Source organism: Sporosarcina sp. P32b (assembly GCF_002743335.1).
In the GTDB taxonomy this organism is placed as follows: Bacteria; Bacillota; Bacilli; order Bacillales_A; family Planococcaceae; genus Sporosarcina.
Genome location: NZ_PDZB01000008.1, coordinates 61,542 through 76,568, shown reverse-complemented (window position 1 = coordinate 76,568; position 15,027 = coordinate 61,542). Strand labels below are relative to the sequence as shown.

The 15,027-nt window shown below is 44.0% G+C and carries 14 protein-coding genes; 1 reads left to right on the top strand and 13 read right to left on the bottom strand.

Features of this window, described 5'->3' with window-relative positions; translation table 11 throughout:
- Positions 1–46 precede the first annotated feature (46 nt).
- The 11 genes from CSV64_RS07865 to CSV64_RS07815 all read right to left on the bottom strand — a co-directional run bounded on the left by CSV64_RS07865 (position 47) and on the right by CSV64_RS07815 (position 10,267).
- Positions 47–616 carry a stage II sporulation protein R gene (locus tag CSV64_RS07865; protein WP_099634583.1) on the bottom strand — a complete coding sequence of 190 codons (570 nt, stop codon included), beginning with the start codon at positions 614–616 and terminating at the stop codon, positions 47–49.
- A 47-nt stretch (positions 617–663) separates the two neighbouring features.
- Complete coding sequence (gene prmC / locus CSV64_RS07860) at positions 664–1,515, bottom strand: peptide chain release factor N(5)-glutamine methyltransferase (RefSeq protein WP_099634584.1); 852 nt, start codon at positions 1,513–1,515, stop codon at positions 664–666.
- Complete coding sequence (gene prfA, locus CSV64_RS07855) at positions 1,508–2,584, bottom strand: peptide chain release factor 1 (protein WP_099634585.1); 1,077 nt, start codon at positions 2,582–2,584, stop codon at positions 1,508–1,510. Before prfA ends, prmC begins: the two co-directional genes overlap by 8 nt.
- 92 nt (positions 2,585–2,676) lie before the next feature.
- Entirely contained in the window at positions 2,677–3,273 is a 597-nt protein-coding gene (locus CSV64_RS07850) for a thymidine kinase (RefSeq protein ID WP_099634586.1), read from the bottom strand.
- Positions 3,274–3,705: 432 nt separating this feature from the next.
- Positions 3,706–3,921, bottom strand: coding sequence for a 50S ribosomal protein L31 (gene rpmE / locus CSV64_RS07845; RefSeq protein WP_099634587.1), 216 nt, complete (start codon positions 3,919–3,921; stop codon positions 3,706–3,708).
- A 435-nt stretch (positions 3,922–4,356) separates the two neighbouring features.
- Complete coding sequence (gene rho / locus CSV64_RS07840) at positions 4,357–5,637, bottom strand: transcription termination factor Rho (RefSeq protein WP_099634588.1); 1,281 nt, start codon at positions 5,635–5,637, stop codon at positions 4,357–4,359.
- A 162-nt stretch (positions 5,638–5,799) separates the two neighbouring features.
- On the bottom strand, positions 5,800–6,765 hold the full coding sequence (gene glpX / locus CSV64_RS07835) for a class II fructose-bisphosphatase (protein WP_099634589.1): 966 nt from the start codon (positions 6,763–6,765) through the stop codon (positions 5,800–5,802).
- A gap of 137 nt (positions 6,766–6,902) precedes the next feature.
- On the bottom strand, positions 6,903–8,180 hold the full coding sequence (locus tag CSV64_RS07830) for a UDP-N-acetylglucosamine 1-carboxyvinyltransferase (protein ID WP_099634590.1): 1,278 nt from the start codon (positions 8,178–8,180) through the stop codon (positions 6,903–6,905).
- 20 nt (positions 8,181–8,200) lie between these two features.
- On the bottom strand, positions 8,201–8,848 hold the full coding sequence (gene fsa, locus CSV64_RS07825; RefSeq protein ID WP_099634591.1) for a fructose-6-phosphate aldolase: 648 nt from the start codon (positions 8,846–8,848) through the stop codon (positions 8,201–8,203).
- A 95-nt stretch (positions 8,849–8,943) separates the two neighbouring features.
- Positions 8,944–9,801, bottom strand: coding sequence for a class II fructose-bisphosphate aldolase (locus CSV64_RS07820; RefSeq protein ID WP_099634592.1), 858 nt, complete (start codon positions 9,799–9,801; stop codon positions 8,944–8,946).
- A gap of 97 nt (positions 9,802–9,898) precedes the next feature.
- Positions 9,899–10,267 (bottom strand): response regulator, encoded by a 369-nt coding sequence (locus tag CSV64_RS07815; protein WP_099634593.1) that lies wholly within the window; start codon positions 10,265–10,267, stop codon positions 9,899–9,901.
- A gap of 247 nt (positions 10,268–10,514) precedes the next feature.
- Here CSV64_RS07815 and CSV64_RS07810 point away from each other — a divergent pair, with 247 nt between their 5' ends.
- Positions 10,515–11,036 (top strand): DUF2529 family protein, encoded by a 522-nt coding sequence (locus tag CSV64_RS07810; RefSeq protein ID WP_099634655.1) that lies wholly within the window; start codon positions 10,515–10,517, stop codon positions 11,034–11,036.
- A gap of 596 nt (positions 11,037–11,632) precedes the next feature.
- Here CSV64_RS07810 and CSV64_RS07805 read toward each other — a convergent pair.
- Positions 11,633–13,234, bottom strand: a complete 1,602-nt coding sequence (locus CSV64_RS07805) for a CTP synthase (protein WP_099634594.1) — start codon at positions 13,232–13,234, stop codon at positions 11,633–11,635.
- Positions 13,235–13,405: 171 nt separating this feature from the next.
- Complete coding sequence (gene rpoE, locus CSV64_RS07800) at positions 13,406–13,969, bottom strand: DNA-directed RNA polymerase subunit delta (protein ID WP_099634595.1); 564 nt, start codon at positions 13,967–13,969, stop codon at positions 13,406–13,408.
- Positions 13,970–15,027: the final 1,058 nt, after the last annotated feature.

Below are 15,027 nucleotides of genomic sequence, written 5' to 3'. Positions count from 1 at the left end.
TTTATACACATTTTATCGATTTTATCCACAAAAATTGTGAATATGTTCATTCGAACAGCGACTTTATCCACTCCCAAATGAAGAATGTAACAGGTTCTTGTTCTTCTGTTTCAGTCACTGTAGCTTCTTCAGGGAAACAAACATTAGGAAACAATGAACACCACCAATTATCGCCTCGGCCCGCACCGATTTTCACGACATATGCATCGTATACATCTTGCGGCTGAATGAAATACCCTACCCGTTTCGGTGGAATCACTGCGGCACTATGCTCAAGCGTTACGTGAGCACCGTTTACTTGTGCTTTTGCGATTTCAAGAAGCGCCGGTTCTAACATTTGAAGCTTATCATTAATTTGCTGCGTGTTCGTAGATTGATTGATTGCCTGCTCAAGTAATGGTGCGATTTTCTCTTGAACATCTCGTTTCACTTGTTGATCCGCTACAGTATTAGAGTTTGCAAGAATGCGAAATTGCGTCGCTTCATCCGCAGTTGCCTGTTGACCGAATACAAGCAACACCGCTTGTATAGTAAGTAATATAAGTACAAATTCTATAAATGCCACTAGTTTCGAAGTTTGAGTCGGTTGTTCGTTAATTGGATAATCTTGTAACATGTCATCCCCTCCTGCACTCTATCTTGACCCGCAGGAAGGGATTTTATTCATTGAATCTCACAAAATATCATTCGATCTTTTTTATTGATGTCCTGAATGATTTCCACAGTCGCTTGCGGAAAGGATTTCTGCAAGTATCCTTGCACGATCAATCCTTGCTGATAGCCGATTTCGAAACCGATGAGCGCAGGACGATTCATCAAAGGAGATAAGTTCTCTGCTAGTCTTCGATAAAAGTAGAGACCTTCTTCTTCAGCGAATAACGCCGTTTGCGGTTCGAATTCGTAAACAGTTGGTGACATAACTGATTTTTCATGTTCTGCGATGTAGGGCGGATTGGATAGGACGATATCCCATTTCTGTTGTTTCAACGGTACTTCCATATCCCCTTGCATAAAGGTTATATCCGCTTCATTCCGCTCTGCATTGCGTTTTGCAACTTCAAGCGCAGATTCACTGAAATCAGTGGCGGTCACTTTTGCAGTCGGTCGTTCTTTTTTGAATGCCACGGCAATGGCTCCACTACCCGTTCCAATATCCGCCACGTGAATGACTTGATCTCCGAATAATTGATTCGCTCGTTGTAATGCATAATGGACAAGTTCTTCCGTTTCAGGACGCGGAATCAAGACGTGTTCATTGACTTCGAATGAATAGCCGTAAAAAGACTCTTCACCAAGAATATATTGAATCGGCTTACCAGTTAGTAATTCCGTGATAATTGCCCAGAACTGTGAATCCATTTCATGCGAAATAGGATCACGAAAACTCGCCAAATAATTCGCCTGACTCATTCCTGTGACCGAACGCATAGCTAATTCAGCCGCATGCACGTCCATTCCGCGTTCCTGTAGCAACTGCTGCGCTCGTTGCACGGACGCAAATAGTGTTTCAGTCATTGCGATCCAAGCTTTCCAAGCGATGTGCTTGTTCTTCTATAATTAACGCATCGATTACTTCATCCAATTTCCCTTCTATAATCTGATCGAGTTTTTGGATGGTCAAACCGATTCGATGGTCCGTCACACGATTTTGTGGGAAGTTATATGTGCGAATACGCTCGGAACGGTCTCCTGATCCAACGGCCGTTTTCCGTTTTTCATCGTATTCCGCTTGCACTTCTTGCATAAACTTATCGTAAACACGTGCACGCAAGACTTTCATCGCTTTTTCTTTATTTTTAATTTGAGATTTTTCATCTTGAATCGATACCGTCGTCCCTGTCGGCAAATGCGTCAGACGCACAGCAGACATCGTCGTGTTGACGGATTGTCCGCCCGGTCCAGATGACGCGAATGTATCGGTACGGATATCTTTGTCATGAATCTCAATTTCTACTTCTTCTGCTTCAGGCAGGCAGGCAACAGTAGCAGTCGACGTATGCGTTCGTCCACCCGATTCCGTTTCCGGTACACGTTGCACGCGATGCGCTCCGTTTTCATACTTCAACTTGGAATAAGCACCTTTGCCATCGATCATGAAAATGATTTCTTTAAATCCGCCAAGTTCAGTTGGGGATGAATCAATTACTTCCACTTTCCAATGATTCATTTCCGCGAACCGTGTATACATACGATACAGACTACCAGCAAATAAAGCTGCCTCGTCTCCGCCCGCTGCGCCTCGGATTTCCATGATGACACTTTTATTGTCATTCGGATCTTTTGGAATCAACAATACTTTTAATTGTTCTTCAAGAGACTCGATACGGTCTTCGAGTTCATCGATTTCCATTTTCACTAATTCTTTCATTTCATCATCAAGTGGCTCATCTTGCATTTCTTTTGCATTGTTATATTGAGTGTAGACATCTTTGTATTCACGGTATACTTCGACCGTATCTTGTAAATCAGATTGTTCTTTTGAATAGCTTCGTAATTTATCCAGATCATTGACGATTTCGGGATCACTAAGTAGTTCATTGAGTCGATCATAACGGTCTTCTACTGCTTGCAGTCTATCGAACATAGTCGGTTCACCTCTTCTGAAATAATGAATTATATACTAGTATATAACAGAACCGTCTATCCTTACGTGCGTAAGGATAGACGGAATGATGTTTATTTTACATACTGCGCGCGGCTGACAGGCACTTCGTGGTGCTGACGGCAACGTGGTTCGTATGCTTCGGACGCACCGACCAGAATAATTGGATCATCTTGGCATGCGGGTTGTCCATCTATCAATCGTTGTGTTCGGCTTGAAGGTGATCCGCAAACGGTACAGACCGCTTGAAGTTTTGTCACCAGTTCCGCTACCGCCATTAGTTCCGGCATCGGCCCAAACGGTTCGCCTTTGAAATCTTGATCGAGTCCTGCCACGATCACGCGAAATCCGCGATCTGCTAGTTCGATCGCGACATTTATAATATCTTCATCAAAAAATTGTGCTTCATCAATGGCGACCACATCGAAATCATCTGATACGAGATTCGGTATTTCACTCGCTTTGGAAATAGGATTGGCAATAGTTGAAGCACCATCGTGGCTGACCACAGCTTCCTCGCTATACCGATCGTCAATGGCCGGTTTGAATACCGCAATCTTTTGTTTGGCAAATTCTGCCCGACGAATCCGGCGAATGAGCTCCTCCGATTTACCTGAAAACATACTGCCGCAGATGACTTCCATCCAGCCGCCTTGCATTGTAACGTACATGGTCAATCTCCTTTCACTGATCGTGCTTTATGTATGTGGGTTTTTGAGTGGTGTTGCGGGTGTTGCGGGTGCAACGGGTACTGCGGGTAGAGCTGTTGGCGTGTGACTATGAGCGGGTAGCTGCTTGGATAGAGCGCTTGACGTGTGACTATGAGCGGGTAGCTGCTTGGATAGAGCGCTTAGCGCGATACTATGAGCGGGTATACGTACAGTTTGAGCGCTTTACGCACAACTATGAGCGGGTACACACAGTTTGAGCGCTTTACACGCAACTATGAGCGAATACACGCACACATTGAGCACTTAACGACAACAATAGAGCAAACTCCACTAAAAAGTTAACATTAATCCCTCTATATTTGCTAAACTACGCGCTAAATTAATAAAAATACCCGTCTGGCACGACTGCACCTGACGGGTATCTGGCTTTTATTACTCTTGTTCTTCTGACTTGATGCCGTATTTTTTGTTGAAACGGTCAACTCGTCCATCTGCAGTAGCAAACTTCTGACGGCCAGTATAGAATGGGTGACATTCTGAGCATACTTCCACTCGAATATCTTCTTTTACAGAACCTGTTTCAAATGTATTGCCACATGAGCAAGTTACTTTTGCAAGTTTGTAATTGGGATGAATTCCTGCTTTCATCGATATCTCTCCTTTCGCCCTGAACCATCTGGAACAGAGTGTGAAATTATGGATGTTTTATTGACCAGTTGTCAATAAAACGATCGATGCCGTACACGACCCGTGTTTGTCAGCCGTATATGCGGTGTACAGAAAACTGTACTTGATTAGTATAGCAAAATTCGATACGTTGTGCAACTGTTTGATTTGGGTATTTAATGGGCATAGGCGGACTTAGTTAGGGCTTGGATTTCCGCTGCAGCCGAGGGGACGCTTTCTGGAGGGCCACTTGTTGAGCCAACCAGGTCGCGAGGCTCCCTTTTGGTTGTCTCAACGTTCGGGCTGATCCTCCCGGAGTCGCCCCTCGGCTTCCGCTGCAATCTTACTTTTTAAGTACGTACATCACTTTTTTATGTTGGGTTAAATGCAAAAAGCTAAACCCAAAAACATAATTAATCAAATAAGGCCTTTACCTTTTTTAGCCTTCATTTCCTCGTTCAGTTTGTCGAAGAATTCTGCATTGTTTTCGGATTGGCTTAGTTTTTTCATGAAGCGTTCGGTAAAGTCGTGGGAGTCTGAAAATGTCTTTCTGATAGCCCATAGTTTTTCCAAGTTGTCTTTGGGAATGAGTAGTTCTTCTTTTCGTGTGCCGGAGCGACGGATGTCGAGTGCAGGGAAGATTCTGCGTTCGGCTAGGTTGCGGTCTAGGTGGAGTTCCATGTTGCCGGTTCCTTTGAATTCTTCGTAGATAACTTCGTCCATGCGTGAGCCGGTTTCGATTAGGGCTGTGGCAAGAATAGTTAAGCTTCCGCCTTCTTCAATGTTACGTGCAGCACCGAAAAATCTTTTGGGTCGGTGGAAAGCCGCTGGGTCAATTCCTCCGGATAGTGTTCGTCCACTCGGTGGAATGACTAGGTTGAATGCGCGCGCTAGTCGTGTGATGGAGTCCATCAGGATGATGACGTCGCGTTTACTTTCGACGAGACGCATTGCGCGTTCGAGTACGAGTTCTGCCACCTTCACATGGTTTTGCGGTACTTCATCAAATGTCGAACTGACTACGTCTGCTTTGACAGAACGTTCGATGTCCGTTACTTCTTCTGGACGTTCATCGATCAATAGGACAATAAGTTCCGCGTCCGGATGGTTTGTTGTGATCGAGTTGGCAATTTCTTTCAACAATGTCGTTTTTCCGGCTTTCGGAGGAGCGACAATTAATCCACGTTGACCAAATCCGACAGGTGAAACAAGGTCCATAATCCGTGTAGACACATTACTTTTTGATGTTTCTAAATTAATTTGACGATCCGGGTACAAAGGTGTCAATGCCGGGAAATGAACGCGTTCACGTGCAACTTCCGGATTTTGCCCGTTGACTGCTTCTACTTGTAATAAACCATAGAAACGTTCGTTTTCTTTTGGTGGACGAACTTTCCCTGTTACTTTGTCGCCGTTACGCAAATCGAAGCGACGAATTTGAGATGCCGAGATGTAAATATCTTCTGAACTGGATGAGTAATTAATTGGACGTAGGAATCCGTATCCTTCAGATTGAATAATTTCGAGGACGCCTTCCATGAAGAAGAAGCCTTCTTGTTCTGCGCGGGATTTCAATATAGCGAAGACCAATTCTTTCTTTGTTAGTTTGCTATAGTTGGTAATTTTGAACTGCTTTGCTAGAGAGTATAGCTCTTTCAGCGTCATATTCTCAAGGTCCGCGAGGGTAATCATTGTCATCTATGCGTACACCACTCTTCATTTATTGTATGGAAAATTCGGCACAGTAAATAGAAAGGAGAGTACGTGATGTACTTCCTTTCTTTTAGTAGCCGGACATTATGGATCTAGATAGTTTTTTAGGAAATAGAGACCCGGCTGTGACACCGGGTGTTGAGGGAGTTAGTCTTGCATTACGAGAAGAGGTTTTTTCTTCATGCTGTGGCGACCTTCTACGAAACGAATAGTTCCTGATTTCGAGCGCATAACGATCGACTGAGTTCGGCAGTATGAACCTTTAAACTGCACGCCATCCATTAATTCGCCGTCTGTTACGCCTGTTGCTGCGAAAATACAGTCGTCTCCTTTTACCAAATCGTCCATCATTAGAACTTTGTTTACGTCAATACCCATCTTGATGCAACGTTCTCTCTCTTCATCATTTGAAGGAACGAGACGTCCTTGGATTTCTCCGCCTAGACATTTCAATCCGACTGCTGCGATTACGCCTTCAGGAGCACCGCCTCTGCCGAATAAAATATCTACACCTGTGTCATCGAAAGCAGTGTTAATAGCTGCTGCTACATCGCCATCTTCGATCAATTTGATACGTGCGCCCGCTTCACGAATTTCTTCGATAATGTCTGCGTGACGTTCACGGTTCAAAACAGATGCAACCAAGTCAGATACTGATTTATTCTTCGCTTTTGCTACAGCCTTCAAGTTATCTGTAACGCTTGCGTCGATATCAATTTTACCAACTGCTTCAGGTCCGACTGCAATTTTGTCCATGTACATATCCGGTGCGTTTAGCAAGTTGCCTTTATCTGCAACCGCAAGAACAGCTAGTGCGTTCCATCCACCTGCTGCTACGATATTCGTACCTTCAACTGGATCAACAGCGATATCTACAGCGGGTCCGTGACCTGTTCCAAGCTCTTCGCCAATATATAGCATAGGTGCTTCGTCCATTTCACCTTCACCGATTACGACTACACCTTCCATAGGAATTGTGTCGAATACTGTACGCATTGCTTCTGTTGCCGCGTCGTCTGCTTCGTTCTTCAAACCGCGTCCCATCCAGCGAGCTGCCGCTACGGCTGCTGCCTCTGTTACACGCACTAATTCCATTGATAAACTACGTTCCATAATGTTTTGTTCCTCCTGTTTGCGGTAAGGCGCGTATTGCGTATTACCTTTCATTTGCCTACGTCCGCATCCATCGGCTACTTTCTACGAAATGGATGTGTCGTTTGAGTCTATTATACACGTTTTGGCAATTAGCGTCACTCAGAAATTGAAGACGGAGTGAGTACTTTTACTTTACTAATATCGGCACCGAGGTTTTGTAGCTTGTTAATGATATCGCCATAGCCGCGTTCAATATGTTCAATTTCATGAATTTCTGTTTCTCCGGTCGCTAATAATCCTGCAATTAATAACGCGGCACCTGCACGTAAATCTGTTGCTTCAACCGTTGCAGCTTGCAATTCTGTTGGTCCTGTTATGATAGCTGAACGACCTTCAACTCTACCGTCCGCATTCATTCGACGAAGCTCATCGATTTGTTTAAAGCGTGCTGGATAGATCGTGTCTGTCAGAATAGATGAACCTTCCGCCTGTGTCGATAAAACACCAAACGGCTGCTGCAAGTCTGTTGGGAATCCTGGATATACGAGAGTTTTCACATCAACTGCATGAAGTTTTTCCGTTTTCGGAATAAAAATCTGTTCTTCACCGACTTCTACTTTTACGCCCATTTCGCGAAGCTTCGCTGTGACAGCTTCAACGTGCAACGGAATGACATTATCGATTGTGACACCATCGCCAATTGCAGCTGCCATAATCATATGTGTACCTGTTTCAATACGGTCTGGAATAATTGTGTGTTTCGTACCGTGCAATGTTTCTACACCTTCAATACGAATAACGTTCGTTCCTGCACCTTTAATATTCGCGCCCATATTGGAAAGCAAAGTCGCGACATCAATAATTTCAGGTTCTTTCGCAGCGTTCTCAATAATCGTTTTACCTTTTGCTTTAACAGCAGCAAGCATGATATTGATTGTAGCTCCCACGCTGACGACGTCTAAATAAATTTTCGCGCCATACAGTTCATCTGCACGCAAATAAATAGCACCGTGTTCGTTTTCAACTTTGGCACCCAGTGCTTCAAAGCCTTTTATATGTTGATCAATCGGGCGTGGACCCAAGTGACAACCTCCAGGTAATCCGATGACTGCGTGCTTGAACTTGCCAAGCATCGCCCCCATCATATAGTAGGATGCACGAAGTTTTTTGACGTTCCCGTTAGGCAATGGCATAGAAATGATTTCAGTTGGATCGATGATCATCGTGCCATCTTTCATTTCCACTTTGCCGCCGATTTCTTCGACGAGCGCCTGCAATGTATAGACATCTGAAATTTCGGGAAGACCTGCAATTGTAACAGGTGAGTCAGCTAGAATAGCGGCAGGAATAAGAGCCACTGCACTGTTCTTTGCTCCACTCACTCTGATCGTTCCTTGCAGTCGCTTTCCGCCTTTGATTTTATAAACGTCCATTTCAAGCTCCTTTTGTTCTATCACTTATTCGTTCTAGTTTCCCAGTCTTTCAAAAACTGATCGATTCCTTTAGTTGTCAATGGGTGTGCAAACAGACTCTGAAGTACGTTGAATGGAGTTGTCGCAATATGTGCTCCTGCAAGTGCTGCAGCTGTAATATGCTGTGGGTGTCTGATGGAAGCTGCGATGATTTGTGTATCCAAGTCGTGAATTGTGAAGATATCTGAAATCGTTTCGATTAATTCGACACCATTTTGGCCAATGTCATCCAAACGTCCGATGAATGGTGAAACGTATGTCGCGCCTGCACGTGCTGCAAGCAATGCTTGATTAGCACTGAAAACGAGAGTGACGTTTGTTTTGATTCCTTCTGCTGAAAATACTGAACAAGCTTTCAAGCCTTCAGGTGTCATTGGTAGTTTCACCGTAATGTTTTCTGCAAGTGCTGCAAGTTTACGTCCTTCTTCAATCATACCTTCTGCATCCAGAGCGATAACTTCCGCACTGACAGAACCAGGTACGAGTGCCGTAATTTCTTTCAAGCGGTCATGGAATGAAATGTTTTCTTTCGCGACAAGCGATGGGTTGGTTGTAACACCAGAAATAATCCCCCAGCTATGTGCTTCTTTAATTTCCTCAAAATTGGCTGTATCTATAAAAAACTTCACGTATGTTGTCCCCCTAGTTGTATTTATTCATTTAGCTAAAAAACAAAAGAAGGAGACATATTGCGCTCCCCCTTTGTTCTATCGAAATTCTGTAATTACGCTTGCTTTGAACTGCCGAACTCACGCATTTTATCGACCACTGTTGCTTTGATCGCTTCGCGCATTGGTCCAAGGAATTTACGTGGATCATACACTTCGGAATCTTCGTTCAAGATTTCGCGTACAGCTTTTGTACCTTGAATTTGATTTTCTGTGTTGACGTTAATTTTAGACGTACCAAGTGAAATAGCACGCTTTATATCCTTCGTCGGAATGCCTGTACCGCCGTGCAACACGAGTGGAATATCTCCTTGCTTTGAAATTTCTTCCATTTCTTCAAACCCAAGATTCGGTTCGCCTTTATACGGGCCGTGTACAGAACCAAGTGCAGGTGCTAGACAATCGATGCCTGTCTTTTCTACAAGCTCTCTACATTCAGCCGGATCTGCATAAATAACACCGTCTGCGATGATGTCGTCTTCCTGACCGCCTACTACGCCAAGTTCAGCTTCTACTGATACATTATGTAGCTTTGCGTAATCTACCACTTTTTTCGTGATTTCAATGTTTTCTTCAAGTGGCTTAGAAGATGCATCGATCATAACAGAAGTGAAGCCTGCTTCGATCGCTTCTTTACACTTCTCAAAGCTTGAGCCGTGATCTAAATGAATCGCTACTGGCACCGTCGTACCGAAGTCTTCCATTAATCCTTTGACCATCATAACGACTGTTTTAAATCCGCCCATATAACGTGCAGCGCCTTCTGAAACACCTAAAATAACAGGTGATTTCTCTTCTTCAGCAGCTTGTAAGATCGCTTGCGTATATTCCAAGTTATTCAGGTTGAATTGACCAATTGCATATCCTTGCTCTTTACCTTGAATCATCATTTCCTTCATCGAGACCAGTGGCATATAAAATTCCTCCTTGAGTTTCCCACGAATTTTTATGTGTTTTTATTATATTAATTTCTACCACTAGCATATCAAATTCATGCGCTGATTACTACTATCAGACGTCCAGTAGCTCTAACCTTCTTAATACACTATCACGCACTTCGAATATATCAAACGGCTTGGTGAAGTGCTGATCGATACCTAGTTTATCGGCATCATTGAGCAATTCTATTTCACTGTACGCCGTCATCATCATAACAATTGCTTCAGGTGAGATGGTTCGGATTTCTCTTAGCACTTCGACGCCATTCATGCCCGGCATCTTCATATCAAGTAAAACACAGTCCGGATTCTGTTTTCGAACTATTTCTAACGCTTCTTTTCCATTTGATGCAAGCGCTATCATTATTCCGGTTGGTTTGAAGATTTCCTCCAGTAATAACCGTATCCCTGGCTGGTCATCTACAATTAATAAATGCTTCATCCTCATATCCCCCATCACCTATTTTTTCCATGTTTGAATTTATTCCTTCATTATAACCCGACTATTATTATACGTATATAGTAAAATTAAATTTTCAGAAAAATTATGTGTACTTCTATTTCTCTATTCTATCTGTATATATACTGTTATTCTAGAAAATTCAAACAACTCCTCTTTTTTTCGCCAACTATTTTGCACTTCTTTCTTTTCTGACCTATACTGAGCTTTTGGAGGGATTTTCGTGAAAATGTTGACTACACAAATTAGAGGTCTTCTGGAGAGAATTGCAGAAGGTCAAGAAGAATCGATGGAAGAAACTGCTCGTTTATTGGCGCAAGCTTTAGTAGGCGAAGGACGAATTGTCTTGGCAGCTTTTGATGAATTAGAAGCTGTTACTGCGACTGCACTGGATGGTGTCGAACCGTTAGATGGTGCGATTCGCTACACAAAAGAGTTGGAATTGACGACTGCGGATCGCGTCTGGTTGCTTGTGCGAAAGGCAGATCATCCCGTTGCACTTGAGCTAGCACGCGAGCTCGCTGATCAGTTCATCCCGTTTGCTGTGATAGCTGCGGATAAGGAAGATGACGACAATGAACTCGCAGCTCTTGCGTATACGTATATCTCGACAGGTTTGAAAAAGGGTCTAATTCCGGGTCCTACTGGCGAAAGAATCGTCCAGCCCCACGCGCTTGCTGCGTTGTTTGTATACGAAGCAGTGAAGCTGTCGATTGATGATATGTTGGCGGATGAGGATGACGAACTGTAAGCTGGCAATGGTGTTGGGGTGAGGGATTTGCGCTCTAGGCGGACGCGTTCGGGAGGGTGGGCGGTGAACCACACCCCTTCGCTTCGCTCGCTGGGTGTTTCACCTGTCCCACTGATCCTCCCCGAGTCGCCGCCTGCCGCTCCAATCCCTTGCAATGCGAGTGGATGATACTTTTTGTTAGACATTAAAGTCAGTGTTGCAATCCATTTTGAACTTCAGTACTTGAATCTAAATAAGTGAAGACAGAACAATACATCACACATTACCTACAGTGAGTGATCTAGGTACCCCCACTATCAACGTAGGATGGAAGCGGAAGCTGGGGGGCGAAGTGCAAAGATGTGCTCCTAACGCTTCGCTTTTACTCGCAAAAGCCGTCCTTCGTTACGGCTCTTCCCGCAGGATCAGCTCGAAAGGAGAGACAACCAAAAGGAAGCTTGCGACCTGGTTGGCTCACCGAGAGCCCATGGGAAAGCGTCCGCCAGCTGGAGCTTCCATCCCCTCGCACTCTCAAACTATCCCTTACTTCTACAAAGATTCTAAATATCCAAAGTCAAAAATGCCCACAGAAGAAAGATCTTCTGTGGGCATACTTTTTAGTTTTTATGCTCAAGCGCCGCGCGGATGAAGTCGCGGATTAGTGGTGATGGACGATTTGGACGGGATGCGAATTCTGGGTGGAACTGGCAAGCCACGAAATATGGATGGTCCGGCATCTCCATAATTTCGATTAAGCGACCGTCTGGGCTAATTCCAGAAACGATGAATCCTGCCTCTTCCAACTGCGCACGATATGCCAAGTTCATTTCATAACGGTGGCGATGACGCTCGTACACTAACTCCTCGCCATATGCAGCAGAAGCCTTCGTGTTTTCAGCTACTTTACACGGATAAGCGCCTAGACGCAATGTGCTGTCTGCTTCGCGTGCTGTGCGGCAATCTGGGTGGAATGTCGTAATTTGGTGCTCAGTCTCTGTGTCGAACTCCAGTGAATGAGCTGTTTTCAACCCGATGACGTTACGTGCGATTTCAGTAGCCGCTAACTGCAAACCTAAACTGATACCAAAGAATGGAATCTTCTGTTCACGTGCATACGTGATTGCTTCAATTTTACCGTCGATTGCACGATCTCCGAAACCACCTGGTACAAGAATACCATCTACGTCTCCGAGAAGTTCTGCAACGTTTTCTTTTGTCACATCTGCCGAATTGATCCACTTAATGTCGATGTCTGCATCGAAAGCGTATCCAGCGTGACGCATAGCTTCTACTGCGGAAATGTATGCATCTTGTAATTCTACATACTTACCAACTAGACCGATTTTCACTGTTTCTTTCAGTGATTTAACCAACTTCACTAGTTCTTCCACTTCAGAAAGTTCAGGCTGTGGTGTTTCAAGACCTAGGTAATCCACAACTAATTGGTCCATGTTTTGTTCATGCAAACGAAGAGGTACTTCGTATAATGTTTCCGCATCAAGTGCTTCGATTACTTCTTCTGATTTGATGTTACAGAATAACGCAATCTTGTCTTTCATTTCTTGTGGCACTGGATATTCGCTTCGCACAACGATCATGTTCGGCTGAATTCCAAGACTACGCAATTCCTTTACACTGTGTTGCGTCGGCTTCGTTTTCATTTCACCAGCCGCATGCAAATATGGAATGAGCGTGTTGTGGATGTACATCACGTCATCTTTCGCAAGATCTGTTTTCAACTGACGAATGGCTTCAAGATAAGGCAATGATTCGATATCCCCTACGCTTCCACCGATTTCTGTAATGACGACATCTGCGTTTAATGTTTGCCCTGCACGTTTAATCAATTCTTTAATTTCATTGGTAATATGAGGGATTACTTGAACTGTTGCACCGTTGTATTCACCAGCGCGTTCTTTGCGCAATACTAGATCATAGACTTTCCCCATTGTTACGTTGGAGTAACGGTTACATTCGATGTCGATAAAACGCTCGTAGTGACCGATATCAAGATCCGTTTCCGCTCCGTCTTCCGTTACGAAAACTTCCCCGTGCTGGTACGGGCTCATCATGCGTGGATCGATATTGATGTATGGATCGAATTTTTGGTTCGTCACTTTCAAACCACGGTTTTTAAGTAAACGTCCGAGTGATGCCGCGTTGATACCTTTACCTAAAGAAGAGACGACGCCGCCTGTAATGAAAATATATTTTGTCATGTGTAGTGCCTCCATTTATTCTTTTTCCGAGCTATTAGGGTCGATACAAAATCAAAAAAGCGCCCCGTTTGTAGCGTAACTACAATAAGGAGCGCGTATACACGAATTTATGTGTCCTTTTCAGGAGCCCATCCAAATCTTATATTTTTGGGCACTAAAAGTCAAGTCCAATTATTTCTCTTCCTCGTACTCATCGTCTTCCTCTTCGTCCTCTTCATCTTCTTCATCGATATCGAGTTCTACTTCAGGAATTACTTCTAGGTCGTCGTCAGGATCGATTAAATCTTCCTCGAGTCCGACTACTTCCTCTTCTTCCTCTTCTTCATCGTCTGCGTCATCTTCTTCGCCAAGTTCAACGTATTCTTCATCGAAGATTTCTTCGTCATCATCTTCTTCTTCAATATCATCTTCGTCATAATCTTTTTTCTTCTTTTTCTTCTTGCGTACTTTTACGACTGGCGCCGTTTCTTCTTCGATCTGATCGACTGGATACCATTCGCGTAAGCCCCAACGGTTGTCCTGGATTGCAAGGAATCTGCCATCGATGTTCAAGTCTGTATAAAACTGAAGCATTTTCGCTTTCAATTCTTTCTCGCTTACACCTGTAAGTTTACGGAACTCTTCCATCAATTCCGCCAACGTGAGAGATTCACGTCGCTCTGTCAGTACTTGGTGCGTAATGTTGATTAACGATTCTTCCAAAAGTTCTTCTTTTGTCATGTCATGGATATTCAATGTATGGCACGTCCTTTCTTCTATCAATCACACGCGGAACCGACCAAGTCAGTTAATGATTTGGCCGATCGACGTTTTTTATCTTGTAGCATATAAGCATAGTGTACATTATATACGTTATTTCTACCAATATGCTACATTCTTTTACTTCTCTTTATATTTCTATACTCAGTAATGGTCAAATACCCCAGATAGACCGCCGCAAAGGTGAAGGGGATTACGCCGAGTCCGCTGTTGTAGAAGATGAGTGTGAGTGTAATTAAGAGAGCTATTATGATTGCATGATAGTACCATCTCACATTCAGCACGTCCCTTTTCCTTGTTCTTCTTATTATACTGACTAACTTACTAAATTATCCACTTTGACGGGGTATGAATTTTACGAAATGAATTAGGTTTCATAGGATACTTGAGATAGAGTAGCTGGAATGGCTGTTGGGGTGGGGATTGGCGCTTCGGAGGGGACGCTTTCCTGAGGGTCCGCGGTGAGCCAACCAGTTCGCTTTGCTCTCTTTGGTTGTCTCACCTGTCGAACTGATCCTCTAGGAGTCGCCCCTCCTACACGCCAATCCCTTGCAAAGAGAGTGGGTGCCACTTCTTGTTGCTCATTGAAGCGGTGTGTGTGACTGGTTTAGTACCTATCATTTGCACTCACTCTGGCCTTAAACTTAACTATTGCTAGAGACATTACTATTTCACGCACTAGCGACAATGTGTGGCACATATTGTGACTTATGAAGACAGTTTCCTAATCTATTCAGCACCTGAACTTAATTAAGTTCAAAGACAACAATAATTCACACCACATAGCCAGTGAATACTCTACATCATCCAACTCTCTACGTAAGGATTGCAACGGAAGCTGGGGCGACTCCGGGAGGATAAGCGTGAGTTCGAGACCCTGGACAGATGCCTTAATTTCTGTAAAGTACACAGAAATTAAGGCAAAGCGAACCCTTCGCTGTTCGCTTGGCTCAAGCCACGCCCTTCGGAAAGCGTCCCCAGCTGGAGTTGCAATCCCATGCACTTAGCCCATGCACCTACACTCTGACTTTGCC